This is a genomic window from Bradyrhizobium yuanmingense (genome assembly GCF_029167105.1).
GTDB classification, from domain to species: domain Bacteria; phylum Pseudomonadota; class Alphaproteobacteria; order Rhizobiales; family Xanthobacteraceae; genus Bradyrhizobium; species Bradyrhizobium yuanmingense_A.
This window is the reverse complement of sequence record NZ_JARFML010000002.1, coordinates 40,715-62,389: the sequence shown is the minus strand read 5'-3', so window position 1 is coordinate 62,389 and position 21,675 is coordinate 40,715. Positions and strand designations below refer to the sequence as shown.

Sequence of the window (21,675 nt, the reverse complement as noted above, 5' to 3'; positions counted from 1 at the left end):
CTCAGCGGCGGAACATGCCGCCCATCATGCCGCCGACGACGCCGCCGACGAAGGCCGCACCGGCAGCATCGCCGGGATTGCTGCGCGGCTGGGGAGCCGGCGCGCTGCTCTGAGCCGGGGCGGTGGCGGCGCGCCGAGCCGGCTTCTGGCTGCCGTCGCTCGCCGTCGCCGGAGCAGCCACGATTTCCGAGAGCAGGGCCTTGTGCTGATGCTTGTTCAGATAGCCTGACGACGGGTAGCCGCGCGCCGTCTGCCAGCGCTTGAGCACGGCGCGCGTTTCGTCGTTGAATACGCCGGTCTGGTTGGTGTCGAAGCCGAGTGCCGTCAGTCGACGCTGCACGTCGCGACGCTTGTTCTTGTCGAGACCGATTTGGTCCTCGGTCACTTGGGTAGCCTCATCCGTGAAGGTGGCGGGATCGACGCCGGCATTGAGCGTGCGGGTCGCGGTCGAGGGGCCGCTCTTGATCGCCGCCAGCCGCGCCAGCGCCAGCGCCTTGAACTGGCCGTTCGGGTAAGCGGTGAGGTAGGCGTTGAGCTCCTCGGCCTTGTTGGACTCCTTGACCGAGCGCCAGTATTCGAGCTCGACACCGTCCGAGCTTCCGGTCGCCGCCGGCACGATGCCGGTCGCGGTCGGGGCCGCGGCGGCGACCTGGGTGGTCGGCGCCTGATTGAGATAGACGGAGCCGGTCAGGTTGGTGTGGCCCCAGGGCAGCTGGCCCTTGCGGGTCTCTTCATTGACCTGAGCGCGCACCGACGTCATGGCCTGCTGGATCTCGACGCCGGGCCTGGTGATGTTGTCGATCAACGCCCGCGTGAACGGGCTGTTGTTGCCCTCCTGGCCGTCGAGTGCGGTCTGGCCCGGGCCGGTGGCGAACGCGATCAGCGTGCCTTCGCCGGACTTCATCTCGGCGAGGCCGCTCTGGACGTTGACGCTGCGAGTCGCCGAATTCGACTTGATCTTGGCGGCGAACGGGTTGTCGCGGCAGGCATCGAGGAAGACGAGCTTGACCTTGGCATCGCCCATGGTCTGCTCGAGAGTCAGGTCGATGTTGATGGCGGCGCCTAGCTTGACGTCCATCTCCGACTTGATGTCGGCGTCGACGGGCAGCAGGTAATTGGTGCCGCTGACGGCGATGCCGTGGCCGGCATAATAGAACAGCGCGATATCGGAGCCTTGCGCCTTGCGGCCGAAATCAAGCAGCTTCTCGGTCATCTGGTCGCGGCTGAGATTGGAGCCTTCGATCACCTCGAAGCCGACATTGCGCAGCGTGGCCGCCATCGCCTTGGCGTCGATCGGCGGGTTCGGCAATTGCGCGACGTTCTTGTAGGAGCCGTTGCCGACGACGAAGGCGACGCGGCGGTCAGCCTTGGCGGCACTGATCGACAGCGCCATGCACATCAGCGAAGCGAGGAGGGTGAGATAGCGCATTCTGAAATCCCCAGAATCGAATTGCAGGCAGCAACAAATCGACAACGAACCTACACGAAGTGCCCGACTTCGCGCCACCAAAACGGCAGTCCGTTGCGTTCAACCCGCTGCTGTGTGGCCGAATGTGCACGATGGAGTGTCGCTCCAACGTGATCCAAATCACACGGCCACTTGGTTTTGTCGCGCGAGGCGGCGCGAGGTTCACCTAGCCCGGGCGGGAACCGACGAAGCGGGCTTCAAATTGAGTAAATTGCCAAACAGGATCAGCGCGGCGCCGAGCACGGTCCAGGCGTCGAGCCGCTCGGAATACAACAGCCAACCGGCAGTTGCAGTCAGTGGAACCCGCAGGAAGTCCATCGGAACCACGATCGTCGCGTCGGCGTAGCGCATCGCACTGGCCAAGCAATAATGTGAGAACGTGCCGCAGACGGCGATCACGCCGACCCAGGCCCAGACATAGAGCGACGGCCAGGTCCAGACCAACAGCGTCGGAATAAAGCCGGCAACCGACTGCACCACCAGCATCCAGAACAGGATCGAGAGCGCGCTCTCGGTGCGGGTCAGCGATTTCACCAGCGCCATCGCGACGCCAAATCCCATGGCGGCGCCAAGCGCGATGAGCTGCCCCGGATTGATCTCCCCGGTCGAGGGGCGGACAATGACGATAACGCCGACGAGGCCGAGCACGATGGCGGCGATCTTCCATGGCGTCATCCGCTCGGACAGGAAGCTCGCCGCGAGGACGGCCGTCCAGATCGGCATGGTGAACTCGATTGCCACCACCTGTCCGATCGGGATCAGTGTCAGTGCGAAGAACCAGCCGAGCTGGGCAACATAGTGCACCAAATTGCGGCCGACATGCTGCGGCAGGCGCGAGGTCTTGAGCACCTTCCAGCCGCCGGCGCGGTAGATGATCGGTGAGAGCAAGACGAAGCCGGCCAGCGACCTCATTTCCATGATCTGAAAAACATTCAGCTCGCGCGTGGTCTCGCGCCCGGCCACCGCCATGATCAGCATCAGCGACAGCCAGCCGGCCATCCACAGTGCAGCCATCATTTTCGACGGTGTGGTGCTCATCTGCGGCGGATGCGGAAAGGGATGGATCAAGGAGGGGCGGCCGGTATCGGCGACATTGCCGCCGTTTGCAACGGCCAAATCTGCGGATGCAGCGATGCTGGGCGGCATGCTAAGGCATCAGCGAACAACGACAAAGACCGGGAGACATTGCCCATGCGCATCTTGCAGCCGGCCGAGTGGAAAAAACCGCGCGGCTTTTCCCACGGCGTCGTGACCGAGGGGCCGGGCCGGTGGGTGGTACTCGCCGGCCAAACCGGGGGCGACGAGGCCGGCAGTTACGATCCCGACATGGCAGCCCAGGTCGCGACGGCGCTGAAGCGGATCGTCAAGCTGCTGGGCGACGCCGGCGCCGGCCCCGAGCACATCGTCCGCCTGACCTGGTACCTGACCAGCCGCGCCGAGTACGAAGCCGCAGGTGCCGGCATTGGCGCGGCCTGGAAGGAAACGCTCGGTCGTAATTTTCCGCCCTCGACGCTGCTCTATATCGGAGGTCTCGTGGACGAGCGTGCCAAGGTCGAGATCGAGGTCACCGCGTACGTGCCCGGCCCATAAAAAAATCGATCCGGCGCGGGCGCCGGATCGATTGTCGCGTGAACTTGCGTCTTATTTCGACATCGAGATGTTCGCGCCGCGGAACTGACTGTCCGCGCGCATCGTGACGTTCTGCTTGTTGCCGGACGTCCTGAGAGAGATGTTGGCGTTGAAGCCCGCGGTGGAGGCCACCAGCTCGTAGCTTCCGCCGCTGCCGCGGCCCTGGAGCGAGCCGGAGATGTTGCGGCTGGTCTCGGACCAACTGCCTGCAATGGCGCCGCCTTCGGCCTTCACGTTGGCGCCGAGGTTGAATTTGTAGGCATCGCTGGCGCAGGTCAGCGACATCTCCATGGTCGGTCCGATCGGAGCGTATTTGGCCCGGCAGCGGATCCGCTCGGTCGAGCCGTCATCCAGCGTGACCGTGCCACTACCGCTCCAGCTGCCCGCCAGCGGGGCGAACGGGCCGGACTGGGCCTTGCTTTGGGTGGTGACGATCCCCGCAGCAAACCAAACGGTGGCCGCGATCAGCAGCCGCCGATTCCGGGCGCGGGCCTCAATTGGTTTATTGGCGCGATGCTTCCCACCGCCCGCTGCACGGTATGCCTGCAGATGCTCCATTCCATTTCCCCGATCCGGCGTTGCCGCTGAGTTGACCGTTGGCATATGCACCATTGATCGAAACTTTCACAAGTCCCCCGCTACCGATGGTGCCGGAAACGTTAGCGCCGGGCGCGGTGATCTTGCCGTCGGCAACCGTCAGCATCGAGCTTGCGGTCGGCTCGCACGAACCGCTCTTGGTCACGATGGTGACTTGCCAATTGCCGTCATAGGGATTTTGGGCAAAGGCGGGGGCGGCGAGGGTGCCAGCGAGAACTGGGGCGGCACAGAACACCGCAATGCGACCAAAACGCATGAATTCGTCCTTGAATGTGTCTGAGACGCTGACGCTTATTCGGACGAAATGTGACGGAAATTTGTTGCGATGCCAAAGCGAAAATTGTTCCTTTGGGAACAATGGTTTATTTGCGCTTTTGGCTTCAATTTCCGAAGCAGAATCAAGGGCGCCGCACGTTAAGGGTAAACGTCAGGACGACTCGGAAATGCTCCAGGAGACTTTGGCGCAGAGGGCTGGTTCAGAGGGGCTTGGCTCAGGAGAGGCTCGGCGCGGAGGTCGCGAACTGCTCGTCCTGGGCTTTGGCGGGTAGCGCCTTGTGGACCTTGGCGTAATCGATCACGTCGGCCAGCAGCTTGAGCCCGAGCGGCGCCAGCGCGCGCTCCCAAAGCTCTCGTGCGGTCTCGCCCTTCTTGACGAAGCACCAGTCCTGGGCGGCGATCGCGCCGGCATCCATGCGGTCGGCGAGATGGTAGATCGTGCCGCCGGCGATCGGGTCGCCTTCCTTGATGGTCCATTCCACCGCGGCCTTGCCGCGGTGGCGCGGCAGCAGCGAGGGATGATAGCCGATCCCGCCGAACCTGGCGGCGGCGAGCGCATCCTTGCCGATCCTGGCATGGCTGTGCGCTGTGATGATCAGATCGGTGTCCGGGGCGATCTCGGAGGCCACCACCAGCTTGGGATTGGCTTGCACCTGCACCTCGATGCCCGCCGCCTTGGCCGCCGCAGCGAGGCGGTCGTCGGCGTCGGCCACCACGACCTGGGCGACCGAGACGCCGTGCTCCCGCAGCATGTTCAGGGTGGTCACGCCAAAATGGCGGGAGCCGACGAGGGTAATGCGCATGGGTGTCCGATCTGTCTCGCAACTGCGTCATCCCCCGATAACACGTCCGCATGCCCTGTCACCACCCGCGCAGCGTTTGCGTGGGTTATCAACAATGCGCCGGGCGCGGCTTGCGCGAACTTCAGGATTGCGCCGTCAAGCTCTGCGGCATCGGGTTTTCGGTCGCGATACTGATGGCGGCCACCTCGGCCTGAGCTGGAGGGCCTTACCCGGCGGTTCCGCCCGAGACCGTCGTCGTCCCATCAGTGGCGCCGACCTGCAAATTGCGGGTTCCTGTGTTTCGTTCCTGACAGAGATGGCTCGGATCAGCTGATAACGTGCGCCCAACCGGGGCTGGCGACATTTCAATCCGCATCCGTTTTCGAACCCGGCTTTGGCCGTCGGCTTGACCGCCGGCGGCCTTTTCATGCGACATCATCGGACGGTAACACGATCTCAACCAGATTGGCGTATCGACGAATCCGTCGCGGATTTGTATTGCGTACCGCGACACCGATATCGTCCGCCGGCGTGGACGCGCCGCCGGGCCTTTTTCGCCGGGACAGATCCCATGCCCAACGCGATCGAGCAGATCGTCGATGCCTATGTGCGTCTGAAGAACCGCCGTGGACTCGACGAGCTGATGATGCACAGGCAGCGGCTCGCGGTCGATCTGAAGAGCCGGTCCGGCTATGATTTCAGCCTGCCGATCGGTCAGATCGACGAGGAGATCGCGATCATCGAGGCGGGGCTCAGCCGGCTCAAGGCGGACAATTCCACGATCTAGATGTCGGCATCGTGCGCGGGCTTGGCGTTGTCGCATTGTCGCAGTCCGAGCCCGGTTCATGCGGGGTTCAGGCCAGCCTCGCCTCAATTGTCATGTCGTTTCGTGGGACGCGAATCCTGATAGGCTTGTCCACGTGATTTGGAGGAATCGTTATGATCGAGCTTGCGCTAGCCGGTTTGCTCGCGTTTGCAACCGTGCCTGCGGGACCGACAGCGCCCATGGTTGAGCAGGTACAGTTCAGGGGCGGTCCGGGCGGGCAATGTCCGCACGGCTACGATTACAACCACTCGAACGGCCGCTGCTATCCCAACGACCATCACGCGCCCGGTGTGTACACCCGGGATCCCGGCCCGGGCTATGGGCGCCGTGGCGGCCTGTGCCCGCACGGTTACGACTATAATTACTCGACAGGCGAGTGCTATCCGAATCGTGCACGCGCGCCCGGCGCTTACGGTCGCCCTCAATATTATGGAGGGCATGGCGGGCTCTGTCCGCACGGCTATGATTACAATTACTCGCAGGGACAGTGCTACCCGAATGGCGCACGTGCGCCGGGCATGTATGGGCGGTAATTATCGCCGTGCTGAGGCGGGCGCTCAGTCCCGCCGGCCGCCGTCGATTACCGTGAACAGCGGCCGCGCCGGGGTGGGTTCGACCAGCAATTCCTCGACCAGTGCGGTTGCCGCATCGACATATTTTCGGGTTGGCTTGTCGAGCGGGCGCTTGGCCTCGTCGTCGAGCGCGACTTTTGCGGCCTCGACCAGCTTGCGCATGCGCGCGGCATGGTCGTCGCCCGCGGTCAATGTCGCGCGCGCCAGCGAGCGCAGCACGAACAGCTCGCCCTCAAGGCGCAGCAGACGGTCGTTGAGCCTGGTCAGGACGGCGTTGAGGTCGGCCATGGCGTTCGAAGCTGAGGTTCCGTCCTGATCTAGGCGCGATCGGTGAACGGAGTGCAAACGGCGCCGGCGCAATTCGGCGGATCCGGCGTCACCGCAGGCGGCTTACCATTCGACGCCGGCCCAGCGCCGCCCGAACACGGGCGGCCTCGTCTTCACGGCCTGCCAGCCGAAGAAGTGGTGCTTGCCGGACCAGGCATGCACGATGCCGCTGCAGATGCCGCATTTGAAGCTGCCGCTGTGAGCCTCGCTGTGCTCCTCTCTGGTCGCAGTGTAGTTCATACCGCAACTCGCACAGGTGAACTGTTCGATCGTCCAGATGCTGTTGGCCATGGTCCAGAATGCACTTCGGTGACTACGGATGGAAGGTAGTCACCAGCATTTGCAGCGGCGTAAACCGGCGCGGGGAAATCCGGTTAACCCGCGTTAGCCAAGCCGGGTTGGGGCGGGCGATGCGGTATCCGGCAGCCGGTCGTCTTGACGCCAGATGCGTTGCTGGCAATAACGGCTGAGCCCGCAAGCGCGGAAGTTGCGTTCATGCCGCAAGGAAAGCTGTGCCCGTGAAAAGCCTCCGTCAGTTGCTGACGGGCGAGGACGTCATCCAGCTCGTGATCCGCCTCGGCCTGCTCGCCCTGCTGATCATCTGGACCTTCCTGATCATCCGCCCATTCGTGCCGATCCTGGCCTGGAGCGGCGTGCTGGCGGTCGCGTTCTATCCGGCATTCAGCTTGGTTGCCAAGATCCTGGGCGGCCGGCCCAAAACCGCAGCAGCAATCCTGACCCTGATCACGCTGGGTATCGTCATCGGTCCGGCGACCTGGCTCGGCATCAGCGCGGTGGATGGCGTGCGTGAGCTGGCGCACCAGCTCGGCACCGGCGACCTCGTGCTCCAATCGGCCCCGGAGCAGCTCAAGTCCTGGCCGCTGGTCGGCCCCTGGCTCTACGAGCTCTGGGATCAGGCCTACAACAACGTTCGGACGGCGGTGCGCGAGGTGGCGCCGTATCTTCAGCCGCTGGCCGGCCCGCTGCTCTCGCTCGCGGGCGACGCCGGCCTTGGCACGCTCCAGTTTCTCGTCTCCGTGTTCGTGGCCGGCTTCCTGTTTCCGCATGGGCCGCGCCTGGTCGCGGCCGGCCGCAACTTCCTGTTTCGCATCGTGCCGGAGCAAAGCGAGCATTTCCTCTCGCTCGCCGGTGCGACCATCCGCGCCGTGGCGCAGGGCGTCATTGGCGTGGCGATCGTCCAGGCGCTGCTCGCCGGAATCGGCTTCAAGCTCGCCTCGGTGCCGAGCGCGGGCCTGCTTGCCTTCATCGTGCTGCTGCTCTCGATCGTGCAGATCGGTGCTTTCCTGGTGCTGCTGCCGGTGATCATCTGGATCTGGACCGCCAAGGACGTCACCACGGCGCTGCTGCTCACCGTATTCTTCGTCCTGGTCGGATTCATCGACACCATGCTGAAGCCGCTCGTCATGGGCCGTGGCCTGACCACCCCGACCATCGTGATCTTCGTCGGCGTGATCGGCGGTACGCTGGCCCACGGCATCGTCGGACTGTTCATCGGACCGATCATCCTGTCGGTGGCCTGGGAAATGATGATGGCCTGGATCAGGACCGAGGACCGGGCGGAGACGGGGAAGGGGTGATCTCGCGCCCGCCAGCGCGCGGTCTGCCCGCCACGCCGCACCGGGATCGGGTACGGCTCGGCCTGTGATCAAGCTGCGCCGCTAACTTGTCTGTTCGACTAGACAAGTTACCATTGGGTCGATTCTGTTTTCGACAACGGCAGCAATGGCAAAGTCTTCCAAGCTGGTTGCCGCCAGGCGCGGCAAGGTATTGTTGGTCAGACGCCGGTCGGACGGCCTGTGGATGTTTCCGGGCGGCCGCAAGCGTGCGCGCGAGTCGGAGAAGGACTGCCTGCGGCGGGAGATCAAGGAGGAATTGCCCAAGCTGAAGCTCGGCAGGATCAGCCTCTGGAAGGAAGTGAAGGCGAGGAACAAGCGCTCCGGCCGCAAGATGAGCGACGCGATCTTCATCGCCAAGTCCGCCAAGGGCAGGCTGGCGATCGGCGACAAGAAGGAGATCGACCGCGCCGCCTGGCACAAGCCCCGCGGCATCCGCCTAACGGCGACCTCGCGCTACATCCGCGACCGCCTGTTTCCGCGCAAGCGGCGGCGAAGCTGAGCCGCTAGTCCTCCCGCGTCGCCGATCGCGTCCTGCCGGCAAATCTCCTCGACTGCGCCACGTCCGGCTCGGGTGCGGCGAGCTTCGCCGCCTGGCGCTCCCGCATCTCCTTGCGGGCCTGGCGCGCACTGCGCATCGCCCGCTTGATGAAAGGATGCTGCGAGTCCTCGGCGAAGAACAGCACGACTTCGCAGCTCGGACATTGCCTGGAATAGCCGTCCTGCAACCGCCCGGCGCGATCGCGAAACACGTTCTTGCACCGCGTGCACTGAACCTGGACCGAACTCATGCGCGGATGACAATCACTTTGGAATGGATCGTCAGCTGATCCGAAATGTCTGAAGAAAGCTTGAATGCCGGCGTGGCTGGATGCCGCCAGATATCGCCGAGCCAACAAGGCGTGTGAACCAGTTCACAGGCGGGCGGCGAAACCGCTGCTATGAAGACGTCATTGCTTAACCGATTCATTTCGAACGAAACGCCCCAGCGTGGCTCCAAGCGCTGGGGCTTTTTCGTGCCTCCATTCTCACAGCCAAGAGCAGATCGAAAGGGATCGCGCCGCCGCCCCGAACGTTGTCGAGGAGGGGTGCGTTCGCAGGGCAAATCCCATATGCATGGCGGCGAGCCGCCGATTCGAGGGGCAAGGCGGCTCGCATTCAGTTTGCGGCGGTTCAAGAGCAGAAACGGGTCCAAGTGAGGCTTTCCAGGAAGGCAAGGGTGGCCAAGAAGCCGCCGAAGAAGAGCAAAGGATCGCAGCGCGTCACGATCTCGTCTTCGTCGCCCCTCGGCATGATGGCCCTTCATCTGCTTGGACAATGGAAGCAGTCCGGACGCAGCGGCATCGTCTTCCTCGCCGAAAGCGAGAACAGGGCGGAGCGGCTCGGCAGCGTCATTCACGCGCTCGACCCCGCCTGCGAGGTGCTGGTGTTTCCGCGCTTGAACACCTTGCCGTTCGATCAACTGGAGCCCTCGCACGAGCTCGCGGGGCGCAGAGCCTCCGTGCTGAGGCGCCTTGCGAAATCCAAGAAGCCGGTGTTTCTCGTATCGACGGCGGAAGCGGTGATGGAGCGGATGCCGCCGCCGGCCAGCCTGTCGCGCCTGAGCCTGAGCTTGAAAGTGGGCGGCACGTTCTCCGAGCACGAGCTCGAGACCCGCCTCCAATCCCTCGGTTACGATCTCGACGATGAGCCGGATTATCCGGGCGGGGCGCTGTTCCACGGCCAGACCTTCGAAATCTTTCCCGCAGGCGCGCTGGGGCCGTTCCGGATCGAGCATTCGCAGCACACGATCAAACGGATCGTGGCCTTCGACCCGCATGAGCACAGGATCATCTTCGAGACCAGGGAGCTGCTCGTCGATCCCATGTCGGAGCGGCTCGGCCTTGCCGGCAAAGGCGGCAAGCGCGCGAGCCTGTTCGACTATTGCACGGGAGCCAAATGGATCGCCGATGCAGGCGTCCCTTCGCACGCCGACGGATGGCTCGATACCATCGAGGAGGCCGCGCCCCGCAGCGAGCGGGAGCGCGAATATCTCGGGCGCAGCGATTGGAAGCGGCTCTCCAAGGGCATCAAGGTGCTGCCGCGGACGGCGCCGTTCCAGGCCATCCCGGAGTTTTCGAAGCTGACATCCTCCCGCAAGGCGTTGCGTGGCTTCGTCGAGGAGACGCGCCGAGCCGGGTCGCGGCTGATCCTCGTCGCCGCGCATGAGGACGATCTGCGCGTGATGGAGCGGATGAGCGGCGTCAGGGCGGAGCGCTGCGAAGACTGGGAGGAGGCCGCGCGCGGGCGGGGCGGTGAGATGGCGCTGCTCGCCGATCTCGATGCCGGTTTCGTCGTGCCGGCGAAGAAGCCTCTGGTCGTGGTGACGGCGTCCGACGTGCTCGGCAGCCGCGCGCATCATCCGCAGCCGATGGCGCGCGCCTGGAGCGCGGCCTTCGACCATGCCGATGCGCCGGAGCAGGGCACGGTGGTCGTTCATCTCCAGCGCGGCCTTGCCGTTCTCGACGGCCTGCAGACCGTCAATACCGGCGGGGGCGCGATGCGCGAGATGATCCGCCTGAAGTTCGCCGGCGACAATGCGGTGCTGGTGCCGCCGCCCGATCTCGCCTTGATGTGGCCTTACGCCGCCGAGCTCGGCAGGCTTTCGCTCGACAAGGCGGACGGCAGCACGTGGTGGGCGCGCCGCAGCGAGGCCGAGCGCGAGATCCAGATCGCCGGCAAGGCGCTCGCCAAGCACATCAGCCAGCGCCGGCGGCGGCGCGGCGAAAAGCTGGTGCCGCCGGGATCGGCCTACGAGAAGTTCGTCGCGCGTTTTCCCTACTTCACGACGATCGACCAGGCCCAGGCGATCCGGGACGTGCTGGACGATCTCGCATCCGGCCATCCGATGGATCGGGTGATCTGCGGCGACGTCGGCTTCGGCAAGACCGAGGTCGCGCTGCGCGCGGCGGCCGCGGTGGTGCTGTCGGGCAAGCAGGTGGCGGTCGCAGTGCCGACGACGGTGCTGGCCCGCCAGCACGTCGCGACGTTCCAGAAGCGCTTTGCGCCGTTCGGCATCGAGGTCGGCAACCTCTCGCGCGCGACCTCGGGCGCGGCGCTGCGGGAGACCAGGGAGGGTCTGCGCAGCGGCCGGATCAAGGTCGTGATCGGCACGCAGGCGCTCACCGGCAAGGACGTCAGGTTCGACGATCTCGGCCTCGTCATCGTCGACGAGGAGCAGCATTTTGGCGCGGCGGAGAAGGCCAAGCTCGCCGGGCTCGCCAAGAACGTCCACGTGCTGATGATGAGCGCGACGCCGATCCCGCGCACGCTGGCAGCCGGCCTTGCCGGCTTCCGCGATCTCAGCGTGATCGCTTCGCCCCCGGTGCACCGGCTTCCGGTCGCGACGAGGATCGCGCCGCTGTCGGACGCGGCGATCGCCTCGGCGCTGCTGCGCGAGCAGCGCCGCCACGGCCAAAGCTTCCTGATCTGCCCGCGCATCCAGGATCTCGATCCCATGCTGGCGCGGGTGCGGGCCGTGGCGCCGGACCTGCGCATCGTCTGCCTGCACGGCAGGCTGGCGGCTGACGAGATCGACGACCGCATGATGAGCTTCGTCGAAGGCCATGCCGACGTCCTGCTCGCGACCAACATCGTCGAGAGCGGCCTCGACATTCCCCGCGCCAACACCATCGTGGTGTGCTGGCCGGAGAAATTCGGCCTCGCTCAGCTGCACCAGCTGCGCGGACGCGTCGGCCGCGGCGGCATCCGCGCCTTCGCGCATCTGTTGACCGAGACGGAGTCCGGACAATCCGAGAAGCGCCTCGCCGTGCTCGAGGAGTTCAGCCGGCCGGGGGCGGGCTTTGCCATCAGCGAGCGCGACCTGGACCTGCGAGGCGCGGGCGATTTGTTCTCGGAGCAGCAATCCGGCCACGTCCAGGTGTTCGGGCCCGTGCTCTACAGCCACCTCTTGAAAATGGCCTCGGAGAAGAGTGACGAGCAGCAGGCTGCACTGTGGGTGCCCGACCTCAACCTGCCGGTCGGGGACATGCTGCCCGAGAGCTACGTGCAGTCCGAGCCGGTGCGGCTCGAGCTCTATGCCCGCGCCGCACGATGCAACGACGAGGACGATCTCGACGACCTCGAGGAGGAAACCTCCCGCCGCTTCGGACCGTTACCGAAGCTCGCGCGCGACTTCTTCGCCGCGGCCAAGCTCAGGATCGAATGCAAGCGACGCGGGATCATCCGCCTCGACGTCGGCCCGGAAGCTGCGGCCGCGACGTTTCTGCCCGGACGCTTGCGCAAGTCGCGGGGCAAGTCGCTGCAACGCGACGGCGACCGCGTCGTCTATCACAGCCCGATGCGCGATGCGCCGTTTGAGCGGGTGGAGGAGCTGTTCGAGCTGCTGGACGAGGGGTAGGGGCTTGCGCGCTCGTCAGCGCGCACAACTGCGAATTCGTAGCGGAAACCCTGCTTCACCATTATGGTTAATTTGGGCGTGGCGAAGGAGATCGTCCGATGTCACATGCCATTCGTCCAGTGATTGCCACGATTGTCGCAAGCTCATGTCTGTTGGCCCTGGTGCAAGCAGGCGGCGCAAATGCCGGCTCCGCCGGAGCGGGCGTGGGAACGGGGCAGGGTAGCTCTGGCGGCTCGGCGCCTTCCGGAATGGGGACGAGTGCGGGCAATGCAGGTCCCTCAGCACCCCCAGGGATGGGGACGAAGGACACCGCGCCCGGCGGAGATCTGCGCACCAACAGCGGAGCGACCAATCCGAACGTCCAGCCCGCCACGCCTGCGAGGTCGCGGGCGGCAGCTCAGGCCGCGAGAAATGCCGGGGCTGGTCGCGCTCAAAATGGCCTGCCGATCGGCGCGATTGGCAGCGGCACGAGCAATGAAGATCAAAAGGCCGCTGGTTCGGCGTTCTCCCAAAGCAGATTCCGACCGGCAACACAGGCTCAAGGAAACGCCAGTGTTGGTTCAAATGCTCTGTCAGGGAGAGGCTCGAGCCTTTCGGACCAGATCAGTCGGCCGCGAGCGGCACGAGCGGGAGACAAGGTGCTGGATGCCAAGGCCCAGGTCCAGCGACGAACGACTGTGTCGCCCAAACGCGTTGAGAGCCCGATAGGACCAAGTTTGTAATCTGCGAGCGACGGGGAACAGGTCGACTCGGTGCATCGCGCCCCACTACAGCCCGATGCGCGATGCGCCGTTCGAGCGGGTGGAGGCGGTGTTCGAGCTGCTGGACAAGGGGGCACATCAAAAGTGCGAAAACAACCCCCATGCACAGTAGCTAAGTCATCGTGCGGTCATGCGTCCTGCACCGGAGACGACGGACCCCGACGTTTGAGCCTTGATCCGTCGGGCAAAACAGTGGCATGATGCTAAACTTCGGAAAATCCGCTGCTGGCATGACCGTTGCCGGATGCTCGCCGAGGAGATTGCACAGGATCCGTAATCGGCCGGGGGCACCGGGCCGTTTGCCGGCCTGGCCGCTAACGTGGAATTAATCCGAAAAGCTCACAATTTTAGACAGTTGTGTCGATGGGTGCTGCGTAAGGGAGGCGTCGCGAGGACGTTCCGGCGACGGCTTCCTGTCGCTCGCTCATTGGGGTCAAGCACGTGACCACGTCCTTCGAAACAGCAAGCTTCGCCGAAGAGCTCGACGCCGTCGCCCTTGCAGCCGCTGCAGGCGCGCAGGAACCCGCAGGCCTGGAAGCTGAACCGCCGCCGATCACGCCCCGCCGCAAAACGATCCTGCCGCTGGCGGTGTGTGCGCTCGCCATCAACGGCGCGGCGGCCATCTATACGTCGCCCTCCGGCATGCCCTCACTGGATGTTGCCAGCCTGGCTGGGCTGCTGCCGCGGCAGGAGGCACCGGCGCCGAAACCGGATCCGGTCGTCACCGCGCTGAAGGAGATACAGTCGGCGCAGCAGCAGCACACGGCTTCGCTGCAGGAGAACAACCAGACCCTGCAGCAAAATGCAGCCCTGCTGCAGCAGGATTCACTCTTGCTGCTGTCGCTGCGGCAGAGCATCACGGATGAGCGGGTCGACGTGAAGAAGATCTCGTCGCAGCTCTCCACGCTGATCGCCAAGGTCGACTCGCTGCAGAACGTGATGATGTCGGACGTGACATCGTCCGTTCGCAGAGCGAATGCGCGCTACGGACTGTCCGCCGCGATGCGCAAGCGGCTGGTGCGTGAGCCCAAGCCTCTGGGGCCTCTGGGCCCGGTGTCGATCGGAGGGGCGCCGTTGAGCGTGCCGGCTGCGGTGGCGGGGCCGGAGAGCTGAGGATGCGTCCTAGCTAGGCCGCTTCCTCCTCGAACGAGGTATAGACCCGGCCTGTGGGATCAACGACCTGAACGTCCCAGCACCCGTCCTCGACCAGCTCCCTGGCCTTTTTGAGGGCCGCGGCGAGTGAGGACCGCTTGAGATTGACGACGCCCGCCGTGTCGAAACCGTTGATTTCAAACATGCCGTTCCTCCGGTTTTGGGGAATCCTACACGTTTCCGGCGCGATGTCAGCGGGTTTGTCAAAGTTTCAGTTGCTGGGCCTTGGCCTCCAACCGTATTCCTGATGGGAAATCGTGGCGGTGATGTCGGCCTCTTTGTCTGCGGAGAGGCGCCAGGCCGCCACTCCGAAGCACAACGTCAGGACCAGGGCCGTCGCAAGCAGAAGTATCGAGACGAAATGGCTCACGCGCGTCACCAGCGGTTGGAAGCTAGGAGAGAGCGAACACGGGTTCCCGATTCGGAAAATACAGACGGGCTGACCTAAAGCCCTGGTTTCCACATCAAGTCAAACAGGACCAAAGGCGCTCACGATTCCGATCGCGATCGGGACCAGCGCGATGATCGTCCATAAGGCGGGCGAGCTGGACGACAGGCCGGCGAAAAAGATCAAGAGACCGAAGCCCACAAGGGCCGCCGAGATGGCATAGGCGAGTGCTTTTTCCATCGTTCGATCCACGAGGAAACGGGACGGATTGCGCCTGTAGGACTCACCGCCGATCGAAACGTTCCCATGCTGATCTGGATTGGCGGTGCATCAGCATCTCTGCAGCTCCGCTCAGCATGTCGACCACCACTGCGGCTCCGACTGTCGAACACTTCGCGCTTGGCTGGATCGGTAGCCAAGTCGCGGATCAGGGCGCGTTCAGCCGCATCTTTGCGAAGTTTCTCGATCTGCGCCAGATAGTCCTTCATTGGCAACTGGCTCCGTTCTGCGCGAACGAAACGTACAAGCAATGTGCGAAAGCGAGCAGAAGTGATTGCCGATTTTTCCTAGTCTTCGGTGGCTTTGGCCTTCCCCAAAGGTCCAAGCACCTCCAGCGGCCCCGGCCTCACACCCCAAAAGCCCCCACGGTCGGGGCCGTCATCGGCGCTGGGCGCGATTTGCGATCGTAGCCGTGACGCCTGCCACTGAGCGTTCGCGGATGGAGGAGCCCAGTCGCATCGCACGAACTGCGACAACGGCGCAGCACTCTTCAAAGGAACTGGCTCCACGCCTCTGCATTCCTCGATTGCATGATTTTCCCACTTGTCGGTCGGCTCGGGTGACGGAGGGGGCGTACATGGGCACTTTCGATCGCACCGCTGTTCTGAAGCAGCGTTTCGATGAGCTTGCTTCTGGGCTTTCCGAATTGGAAGACCTGCGCTCGCGCGTAGTCGCAGCCGAGCAAATGCAAGAGAGGCACATTCACGAGGGCAAGCCGCCCCCGAAAATTCGCAAGGGTGGCAACCCTAAATCGCGATCCGCAGAAGCCGATCGGCCAAAGAGGCGCTAGGCCGCTCTGGAACAGCGGCCCTGCGGAGCATTGACCGCGGCTGGCTGCAGCTAATCGCCCGCGAGCGACTGCATCGCTTCCAAGAGGCGTTCAAGCCCGAACGGCTTCTGGAGCATGATGCTCCCGGACACCGGACGCGGAGCGGCGTGCGTGTAGCCGGTCGCGTAGATCACAGGCATGCGCGGATTGGATTGCCTGCACTGGATGGCAACATCCCAGCCCGTCAGCGAACCTGCCAACCTGATGTCGGTGAACAAGAGATCAGGCGCGGCTTCGGCACATAGTTGAAGCGCACGCTCACCGCTGGCAGCTTGCATGACCTCGTGCCCGTGCGTCTCCAGGATGTCGACCACCACGTCTCGGATCAGGTCTTCGTCTTCGGCTACTAGAACCCGCAAGTCGTCCTCCGGTCGCGCTCTTCGTCCACGACGTGAGGACCCATGCGCAAAAAACGTGGTGTCGGCTGGTCGGGGCCGCCTCCGCCAACTCGGCCGACGAGCCAGCGAGACTAACAAGCTAGAGCAGGGGCCTTTGTTCCTGCCCACCTGCTGAGCCGGACGGCATTTCAATTCTTGCTACCTGATTTTAGTGGTGAGCGCGCTGGGGCTCGAACCCAGGACCCCGTGATTAAAAGAAAGGTGGCCCCAACAATTTATCTAGCGATGTCAATGGGTGAAGTTTACAACTTCGCCTGAAAGTTGAGCTGAAACGAGCCGTAAGAAGCGGGGTTTGTAAACCGTCCTCACTGTCTTCAGGCCTTCTAGTCCATGCTCAAGCGATTCACACCATAGCGCCCGCTTAAGCTTGGCCCGAGTTGGAAGCCGCACAGCCGCTGTTTGCAACTCCGCAGAGCCTATCGACGTTGAAGGAAGCCTTTTCACTCACTGTAGCTCCCGGATCGGCGATCCGTTGAGCCACGCTTCGATATCTTCAACCGCTTCGCCAGAAAATATTCTGTAATTGCTCTCGGAGACGTAGCCGAGGTGCGGTAACGCCAAAACGTTCGGCAGTTTTCGGAAGGGGTGATCCGCTGGAAGCGGCTCCTGCTCGAAGACGTCAAGCCCGGCGCCCGCAATCCAGCCCTCTCCAAGGGCTTTCACGAGCGCCGTTTGATCGACGATGGCAGCGCGCGAAGTATTGATCAGAAAGGCGCTCCTGCGCATGCGGCGCAGGTCATTCTCGCCAAGAAGTCCTCGCGTCGTAGGTCCGAGGACCAAGTGAATGGTGATGAAGAGCAAGCTGAAAGAGGCTTCCGCTGGGGCGTGTTAGACGATGGAAGATCCTGTTATGGCGGCAATCCGCGAGCAATGCTGCGGACTCGTCGATACGGATCGGCGGCGACGGTTGCCAACCATTCCCTAAGCGATTAATCTGTAAAGCGAATTTCTCGGAATAGCTTTTCCGCAAAGAGGCGCAGGTCGTGGATGTCGGGTACGGATAGCAGGCATCCAGCCAACGCTCGCGCAGCGACAAACCACGAACCAGAGGTCGCCTCGTTTGGCCCATTCTCACTTAGGACGCGGCTGCTCGAGAAGAACGGCGTGCCTGTCAAGCTGGGCGGTCGGGCAACGGATATCTTGCGGCTGCTGCTGAGCCGCGCGGGAGAGGTAATTCCAAAGGAGGAAATTCTAGCCTTTGCCTGGTCGGGCCTTGTCGTCGAGGAAATCAGCCTGCGGGTCCACATCGCCGAGCTGCGCAAGGCGCTCGGAGACGGCAAGGACGGCGCACGCTACATCACCAACGTCCCAAGTCGGGGATATTGCTTTGTCGCTCCCGTCCAGCGCAGCGTGCCGACCCTGACCCCGGCGCTGCACTCTCGTCCATTGGCGAACACTGCCCCGGAGAAACCGACACCGATCTCGCTGCCGCATCGGCTGGAGCGGATAGTTGGAAGGGAGGACATTCTCAAGGATTTGTCGGCGCGCATGCTGCGCGATCGCTTCGTCACGCTGAGAGGTCCAGGCGGAATTGGCAAGACGACCGTCGCCATCGCGCTGGCCCATGACATGCTGGCGGCATTCGAAGGCCATGTCTATTTTCTTGACCTCGGTCCTCTGAAGGACGCGACGCTTGTGGCGAGCAGCGTCGCTGCGGCGCTCGGCCTTGTGGTGCACCACGCTGACCCGACCGACAGTATCATTGCGTTTCTGCGCGATCGTCGTCTCCTGCTAGTGCTCGACGGCTGCGAGCACGTCATCGACGTCGTCGCAGGGCTTGCTGAAAACATCCACCAGCGGGCACCCAACGTCAGCATCCTTGCGACCAGCCGAGAGTCGCTGTTGGTGCAGGGTGAGCAGATTTTCGAGCTTGTTCCGCTGCAAGCGCCGCCTCAGGGAACTGGGCTGAGTGTCAGCGAGGCACTGAGCTATCCGGCCGTACGGCTGTTCATGGAGCGGGCTACAGCCGCAGGTCATCGTGCCGACCTTACCGACGACGATGCGGACGTATTGGCGGAGATTTGCGGCAAGCTCGATGGCATTGCGCTGGCGATCGAACTCGCCGCGGTCCGTGTCGGTGTTCACGGATTGCGAGAGGTCGCAACGCTGCTCGATGGCCGCCTGAAGCTGGAATGGCGTGGAAGGCGAACCGCGCCGCCGCGGCATCAGACGCTCGGGGCCACGCTGGATTGGAGCTATGGTCTGATCGACGAGAGCGAGCGGACGGCACTGCGGCGTCTGGCTGTTTTCGCCGGCCAGTTCACGCTGCAAGGCGCGCTTGCCGTGGCGGGCGATGGGCGCGCGCCGGCGGATCAAGTCGTCGACGCGCTCGGGCAACTCGTTGCCAAGTCGCTGGTCTCGGCGCGGCCAGATGGCGGCTCAACACGCTATCGTCTGCTCGACACCACCAAGGCTTATGCCATGCAGAAGCTGGTCGATTGCGGCGACGCGCCGGACACGCTTCGCCGGCATGCCGGCTACGTTCAGCAGGTCCTTGAGGCAACCATGGCCGAAGCGAGCGGAGGCGGCCAGGCATCTCGTGCGCAGGAGCGCGCGAGTCTGCTCGCCGACGCCCGGGCCGCGTTGAGCTGGGTCTATGCCAATGACGACGGCGCGGACCTCCGCGTGCCGCTGGCGGGTGCCTGCGCCAGACTGTTTGTCGAACTCAATCTGCTGAACGAGGGACGTATCTGGTGCAGTCGCGCGCTCGCGGATCTCGATGACAGCAGTCGCGGAACCGCATGGGAGCTAGAACTCCAGTCGACGCTGGGTCATGCCTTCATGTTCACCGAGCGCAACAGCGAGCAGGCCGAGGGGGCGCTCCGCCGCGGTCTCGAGATTGCGGAAGGTCTCGATGACTTGTCCCACAAGTTCAGACTGCTTGCACGGCTGAACATGTTCTATCGCCGGACTGGCGAGTATCAGCATCTGCTGCCGGTGGCCCTCGAAGCCGAGAAGGTTGCGCGGGCGATCGGCGACCCTGCCGGGCTCGCGGGCGCCAAGGCTTTGGTCGGTGTTTCCTACCACCTTGTCGGTAATCAGACGGAAGCGCAGGTCCATCTGGATGAAGGCGTGCAGGGAGATGCCGCGCTGCGCAGCGCCCAGCCGGGGCATTTTGCCTACGCCAGAACGCCACAAATTCCGCTCGCGCGGGTACTGTGGTTGCGCGGCTTTCCCGACCGGGCAGTAGAATGCGTTCGACCGCTGACGGGCACAGCGACACCGCGTGATGTCGTGATGCACAGCATCGCATTGTGCTGGTCCGCATCCCTGTACGGATGGGTTGGCGACTGGGAGGCGGTCGAATCCCTGGCCGGCCGGCTGTCCGCCCATGCCGGCATTCACGGCCTGACACCCTATCAGGCCGTCGCCGCGGGGTTCCGCGGACAGATCATGATTGCGCGCGGTGAGCTGAAGGCCGGCATCGAGCTGTTGCAGTCCTCGCTGCCGCGCCTGCATGCCGACCGCTACGAACTCTATGCATCCGCTTTTGTTGCGGATCTGTCGCAGGGGCTCGCGGCATTGGGCCGGTTGCCGGAAGCTCTCAAGGTGCTGAACGAGACCCTCGCGCGCGTCGAGTCCGAGGGAGCGGCCTTCGACATGCCCGAGCTGTTGCGTTTGCGTGGCGAACTCGAAGCGCGCGCCGGCGATATCGAGGCTGCAGAATCCTGCTTTGCGGCATCTGTCGCGTTGGCAGAGCAGCAGGGGGCATTGTCCTGGCGGCTGCGAACGGAGATGTCGCTTGCCCGGTTCCGGCGTCGGAAAGGTCTTCCGGATGCGCTGACGGGCGTGGCTGAAACCTATGCCCGGTTCTCCGAAGGCTTTGAGACCGCCGACCTGAAAGCCGCGCGGCTCATGCTGGATGAGACGCCTGCGCGATAGCGGCGACTCAGCCGAAGCGAAAGCCTGAGAGATCGATCGACACCATCAAGGTATCCAGCATCGGCATCAAATTTTCATCGCGCAGGTAGACTCTCCGCCTGGTCGGAATCTTGATGCCGTCGATACTCACCAATTCAGAGATGTATTGGGCAGCCGAAAAGTTCCCAGCGATTTCCACGTGGTAATCATGCCGGCGAATGAGCATGTCTGGTCCGAAATAGAAATCCTGCTCAGTGCTATGGCTTGCGATCGCGGCAGGAAAGGTCGCTCGGAGGCCGCGCCAGATCTCCGAGCCTTCGCACCATGGTTCGATCTCCCGGATCTGAAATCCTTCCATCGCCAGCAGAAAGGGCGTAGTCAGGCAGGTCCACAGCGCGTAGCCGTTGAAATAGCCGCGATGCAGCGGATCCCAATGCGTGCGCATATCATGCTGTGCAAATGACGCGCGCGGGCTGTTTCTTTCCGCGATGACGCGCTCGTCTTCGGTGACGAGGGCGATGTGTCCCGGCGTGAAATCCATGCGCTGACCGGGTCGTCCGAACGGTGCGATGGATGCCGACTCACGATGCAAATCAATCCGGATCGTTCGCGGCGTTTGATCCTGCTCGATTCCCTTCAGCGCCCACAAATCACCTCCGCACCTGATCGTCGCCTCGAGATGGTTGTGCGTCTTCCATTGGTGCAGCCCACCATGGGCCTCGATCGCATCTGCCAATAATGGAATCATCGGCTTTACCTTGTGCATGGGTTGCCTTCGCCCACTGAGGTAAGCTCAAATGACGGCAATCGCTCGTTAAGCGTTGTTATCCGCTGTTGTATTTGCCAGCTAAGTCCGTAAAAACACGGGCAAAACGCCGTCTTCATTTGCCTCGACGCTCGTCGCGGAGGGTTTGAGCGGAGGTCTTGCCGTACGGATAGAACCGCTCTTTGCCGCCCTGCTGCCACGCCGCCTTCAGCTCGGCTGTCATGATGTCCCAGTCCAGCCGGCATTTCCTGGTGACGGCGCGCAGGTCCTGCCGGAGTTCCTCGACGGTCGGACGACCGAAGAACCAGTAGCCGTTGTAGATCTTGTGAATGACGAGGCCCGGCTCCAGCACAATCACATGCGGGATTATCGGGTCGTGAACGGGATCGGTGTATTCGGCGATGTCGAGATCCTTCTGAACGATGCGCCGGGAGTCGGAGAGAAAGGTCCAGTGCGCGTCACCGTCCAGGTTGAGACGGCGGGCCATCCGCGGCCCGTCGACCGGCGTCTTCCAGATGCCGGTGTGCACCGTTTTGCCCTGCCAAACGATGTCCCGCGGCAGACCAACATTGACTGAAACCAATCGTGCCATCACAGCCGGCCCTATCCGAACAGGAATGATGGCGCAAACTGAATCAGTGCGACCAGAACGATCGCAACCAATGCCGCGATTGTGGCTACCCTGCGCATTCTTGTTCTCCCTTACTGGCGCCAGGCAACCTGCGGGCCGC

General features: G+C 63.6%; 23 protein-coding genes. 9 read left to right on the top strand and 14 right to left on the bottom strand.

All coding sequences use genetic code 11. The features are described 5' to 3' along the window. Position 1 precedes the first annotated feature (1 nt). Positions 2 to 1,429 carry a caspase family protein gene (locus tag P0R31_RS03080; protein WP_275512799.1) on the bottom strand — a complete coding sequence of 476 codons (1,428 nt, stop codon included), beginning with the start codon at positions 1,427 to 1,429 and terminating at the stop codon, positions 2 to 4. 201 nt (positions 1,430 to 1,630) lie between these two features. Beyond that, on the bottom strand, positions 1,631 to 2,506 hold the full coding sequence (locus tag P0R31_RS03075) for a DMT family transporter (RefSeq protein WP_275513081.1): 876 nt from the start codon (positions 2,504 to 2,506) through the stop codon (positions 1,631 to 1,633). A gap of 153 nt (positions 2,507 to 2,659) precedes the next feature. On the opposite strand from P0R31_RS03075, the gene P0R31_RS03070 reads away from it, so the two are divergent. Next, positions 2,660 to 3,058 carry a RidA family protein gene (locus P0R31_RS03070; protein WP_275512798.1) on the top strand — a complete coding sequence of 133 codons (399 nt, stop codon included), beginning with the start codon at positions 2,660 to 2,662 and terminating at the stop codon, positions 3,056 to 3,058. 51 nt (positions 3,059 to 3,109) lie between these two features. Here P0R31_RS03070 and P0R31_RS03065 read toward each other — a convergent pair whose 3' ends face one another. The 3 genes from P0R31_RS03065 to P0R31_RS03055 all read right to left on the bottom strand — a co-directional run bounded on the left by P0R31_RS03065 (position 3,110) and on the right by P0R31_RS03055 (position 4,773). Continuing rightward, on the bottom strand, positions 3,110 to 3,655 hold the full coding sequence (locus P0R31_RS03065; protein ID WP_275512797.1) for a hypothetical protein: 546 nt from the start codon (positions 3,653 to 3,655) through the stop codon (positions 3,110 to 3,112). Next, entirely contained in the window at positions 3,600 to 3,950 is a 351-nt protein-coding gene (locus P0R31_RS03060) for a hypothetical protein (protein WP_197963953.1), read from the bottom strand. The genes P0R31_RS03065 and P0R31_RS03060 overlap by 56 nt, the downstream gene beginning before the upstream one ends. Before the next feature lie 235 nt (positions 3,951 to 4,185). Beyond that, positions 4,186 to 4,773 (bottom strand): formyltransferase family protein, encoded by a 588-nt coding sequence (locus tag P0R31_RS03055; RefSeq protein WP_275512796.1) that lies wholly within the window; start codon positions 4,771 to 4,773, stop codon positions 4,186 to 4,188. 550 nt (positions 4,774 to 5,323) lie between these two features. Between P0R31_RS03055 and P0R31_RS03050 the strand changes: the two genes are divergently transcribed. Continuing rightward, complete coding sequence (locus P0R31_RS03050; protein ID WP_275512795.1) at positions 5,324 to 5,539, top strand: hypothetical protein; 216 nt, start codon at positions 5,324 to 5,326, stop codon at positions 5,537 to 5,539. A 218-nt stretch (positions 5,540 to 5,757) separates the two neighbouring features. Then, entirely contained in the window at positions 5,758 to 6,111 is a 354-nt protein-coding gene (locus P0R31_RS03045; RefSeq protein WP_275512794.1) for a hypothetical protein, read from the top strand. 24 nt (positions 6,112 to 6,135) lie between these two features. Here the strand turns inward: P0R31_RS03045 and P0R31_RS03040 are convergent, their stop codons facing one another. Both P0R31_RS03040 and P0R31_RS03035 read right to left on the bottom strand, forming a co-directional pair. Continuing rightward, positions 6,136 to 6,438, bottom strand: a complete 303-nt coding sequence (locus P0R31_RS03040; RefSeq protein WP_027575377.1) for a hypothetical protein — start codon at positions 6,436 to 6,438, stop codon at positions 6,136 to 6,138. 102 nt (positions 6,439 to 6,540) lie between these two features. After that, positions 6,541 to 6,768: a hypothetical protein gene (locus P0R31_RS03035; RefSeq protein WP_157286041.1), complete on the bottom strand. Its 228-nt coding sequence runs from the start codon at positions 6,766 to 6,768 to the stop codon at positions 6,541 to 6,543. Positions 6,769 to 6,995: 227 nt separating this feature from the next. Here P0R31_RS03035 and P0R31_RS03030 point away from each other — a divergent pair, with 227 nt between their 5' ends. Together P0R31_RS03030 and P0R31_RS03025 are read left to right on the top strand one after the other, a co-directional pair. After that, a complete protein-coding gene (locus P0R31_RS03030) occupies positions 6,996 to 8,075 on the top strand; it encodes an AI-2E family transporter (RefSeq protein WP_430516791.1) in 1,080 nt (359 codons plus the stop codon). Between the two features lie 145 nt (positions 8,076 to 8,220). Further along, complete coding sequence (locus P0R31_RS03025) at positions 8,221 to 8,613, top strand: NUDIX hydrolase (RefSeq protein WP_157286040.1); 393 nt, start codon at positions 8,221 to 8,223, stop codon at positions 8,611 to 8,613. Between the two features lie 4 nt (positions 8,614 to 8,617). Here P0R31_RS03025 and P0R31_RS03020 read toward each other — a convergent pair whose 3' ends face one another. Next, entirely contained in the window at positions 8,618 to 8,863 is a 246-nt protein-coding gene (locus P0R31_RS03020) for a hypothetical protein (RefSeq protein WP_430516790.1), read from the bottom strand. Between the two features lie 539 nt (positions 8,864 to 9,402). Here P0R31_RS03020 and P0R31_RS03015 point away from each other — a divergent pair. Both P0R31_RS03015 and P0R31_RS03010 read left to right on the top strand, forming a co-directional pair. Next, positions 9,403 to 12,510 (top strand): DEAD/DEAH box helicase, encoded by a 3,108-nt coding sequence (locus P0R31_RS03015; protein WP_275513080.1) that lies wholly within the window; start codon positions 9,403 to 9,405, stop codon positions 12,508 to 12,510. 1,202 nt (positions 12,511 to 13,712) lie between these two features. Then, positions 13,713 to 14,384 (top strand): hypothetical protein, encoded by a 672-nt coding sequence (locus tag P0R31_RS03010; protein ID WP_275512791.1) that lies wholly within the window; start codon positions 13,713 to 13,715, stop codon positions 14,382 to 14,384. Positions 14,385 to 14,397: 13 nt separating this feature from the next. Here P0R31_RS03010 and P0R31_RS03005 read toward each other — a convergent pair whose 3' ends face one another. Further along, the gene (locus tag P0R31_RS03005) at positions 14,398 to 14,568 is read right to left on the bottom strand and encodes a hypothetical protein (protein ID WP_167361663.1); all 171 of its coding nucleotides are present in this window, start codon (positions 14,566 to 14,568) and stop codon (positions 14,398 to 14,400) included. A 324-nt stretch (positions 14,569 to 14,892) separates the two neighbouring features. Beyond that, positions 14,893 to 15,051, bottom strand: coding sequence for a hypothetical protein (locus P0R31_RS03000; RefSeq protein ID WP_275512790.1), 159 nt, complete (start codon positions 15,049 to 15,051; stop codon positions 14,893 to 14,895). A gap of 616 nt (positions 15,052 to 15,667) precedes the next feature. Between P0R31_RS03000 and P0R31_RS02995 the strand changes: the two genes are divergently transcribed. Further along, positions 15,668 to 15,880, top strand: a complete 213-nt coding sequence (locus P0R31_RS02995; RefSeq protein WP_275512789.1) for a hypothetical protein — start codon at positions 15,668 to 15,670, stop codon at positions 15,878 to 15,880. Between the two features lie 50 nt (positions 15,881 to 15,930). Here the strand turns inward: P0R31_RS02995 and P0R31_RS02990 are convergent, their stop codons facing one another. Both P0R31_RS02990 and P0R31_RS02985 read right to left on the bottom strand, forming a co-directional pair. Further along, on the bottom strand, positions 15,931 to 16,278 hold the full coding sequence (locus P0R31_RS02990; RefSeq protein WP_275512788.1) for a response regulator: 348 nt from the start codon (positions 16,276 to 16,278) through the stop codon (positions 15,931 to 15,933). Positions 16,279 to 16,761: 483 nt separating this feature from the next. Continuing rightward, positions 16,762 to 17,118, bottom strand: a complete 357-nt coding sequence (locus P0R31_RS02985; RefSeq protein ID WP_275512787.1) for an NAD(P)-dependent oxidoreductase — start codon at positions 17,116 to 17,118, stop codon at positions 16,762 to 16,764. Between the two features lie 186 nt (positions 17,119 to 17,304). Here P0R31_RS02985 and P0R31_RS02980 point away from each other — a divergent pair, with 186 nt between their 5' ends. Further along, the gene (locus P0R31_RS02980; protein ID WP_430516789.1) at positions 17,305 to 20,199 is read left to right on the top strand and encodes an ATP-binding protein; all 2,895 of its coding nucleotides are present in this window, start codon (positions 17,305 to 17,307) and stop codon (positions 20,197 to 20,199) included. A 7-nt stretch (positions 20,200 to 20,206) separates the two neighbouring features. Here P0R31_RS02980 and P0R31_RS02975 read toward each other — a convergent pair whose 3' ends face one another. Both P0R31_RS02975 and P0R31_RS02970 read right to left on the bottom strand, forming a co-directional pair. Beyond that, positions 20,207 to 20,944 carry a hypothetical protein gene (locus tag P0R31_RS02975; protein WP_275512785.1) on the bottom strand — a complete coding sequence of 246 codons (738 nt, stop codon included), beginning with the start codon at positions 20,942 to 20,944 and terminating at the stop codon, positions 20,207 to 20,209. Positions 20,945 to 21,059: 115 nt separating this feature from the next. Next, the gene (locus P0R31_RS02970; protein ID WP_275512784.1) at positions 21,060 to 21,536 is read right to left on the bottom strand and encodes a hypothetical protein; all 477 of its coding nucleotides are present in this window, start codon (positions 21,534 to 21,536) and stop codon (positions 21,060 to 21,062) included. Between the last annotated feature and the right edge of the window lie 139 nt (positions 21,537 to 21,675).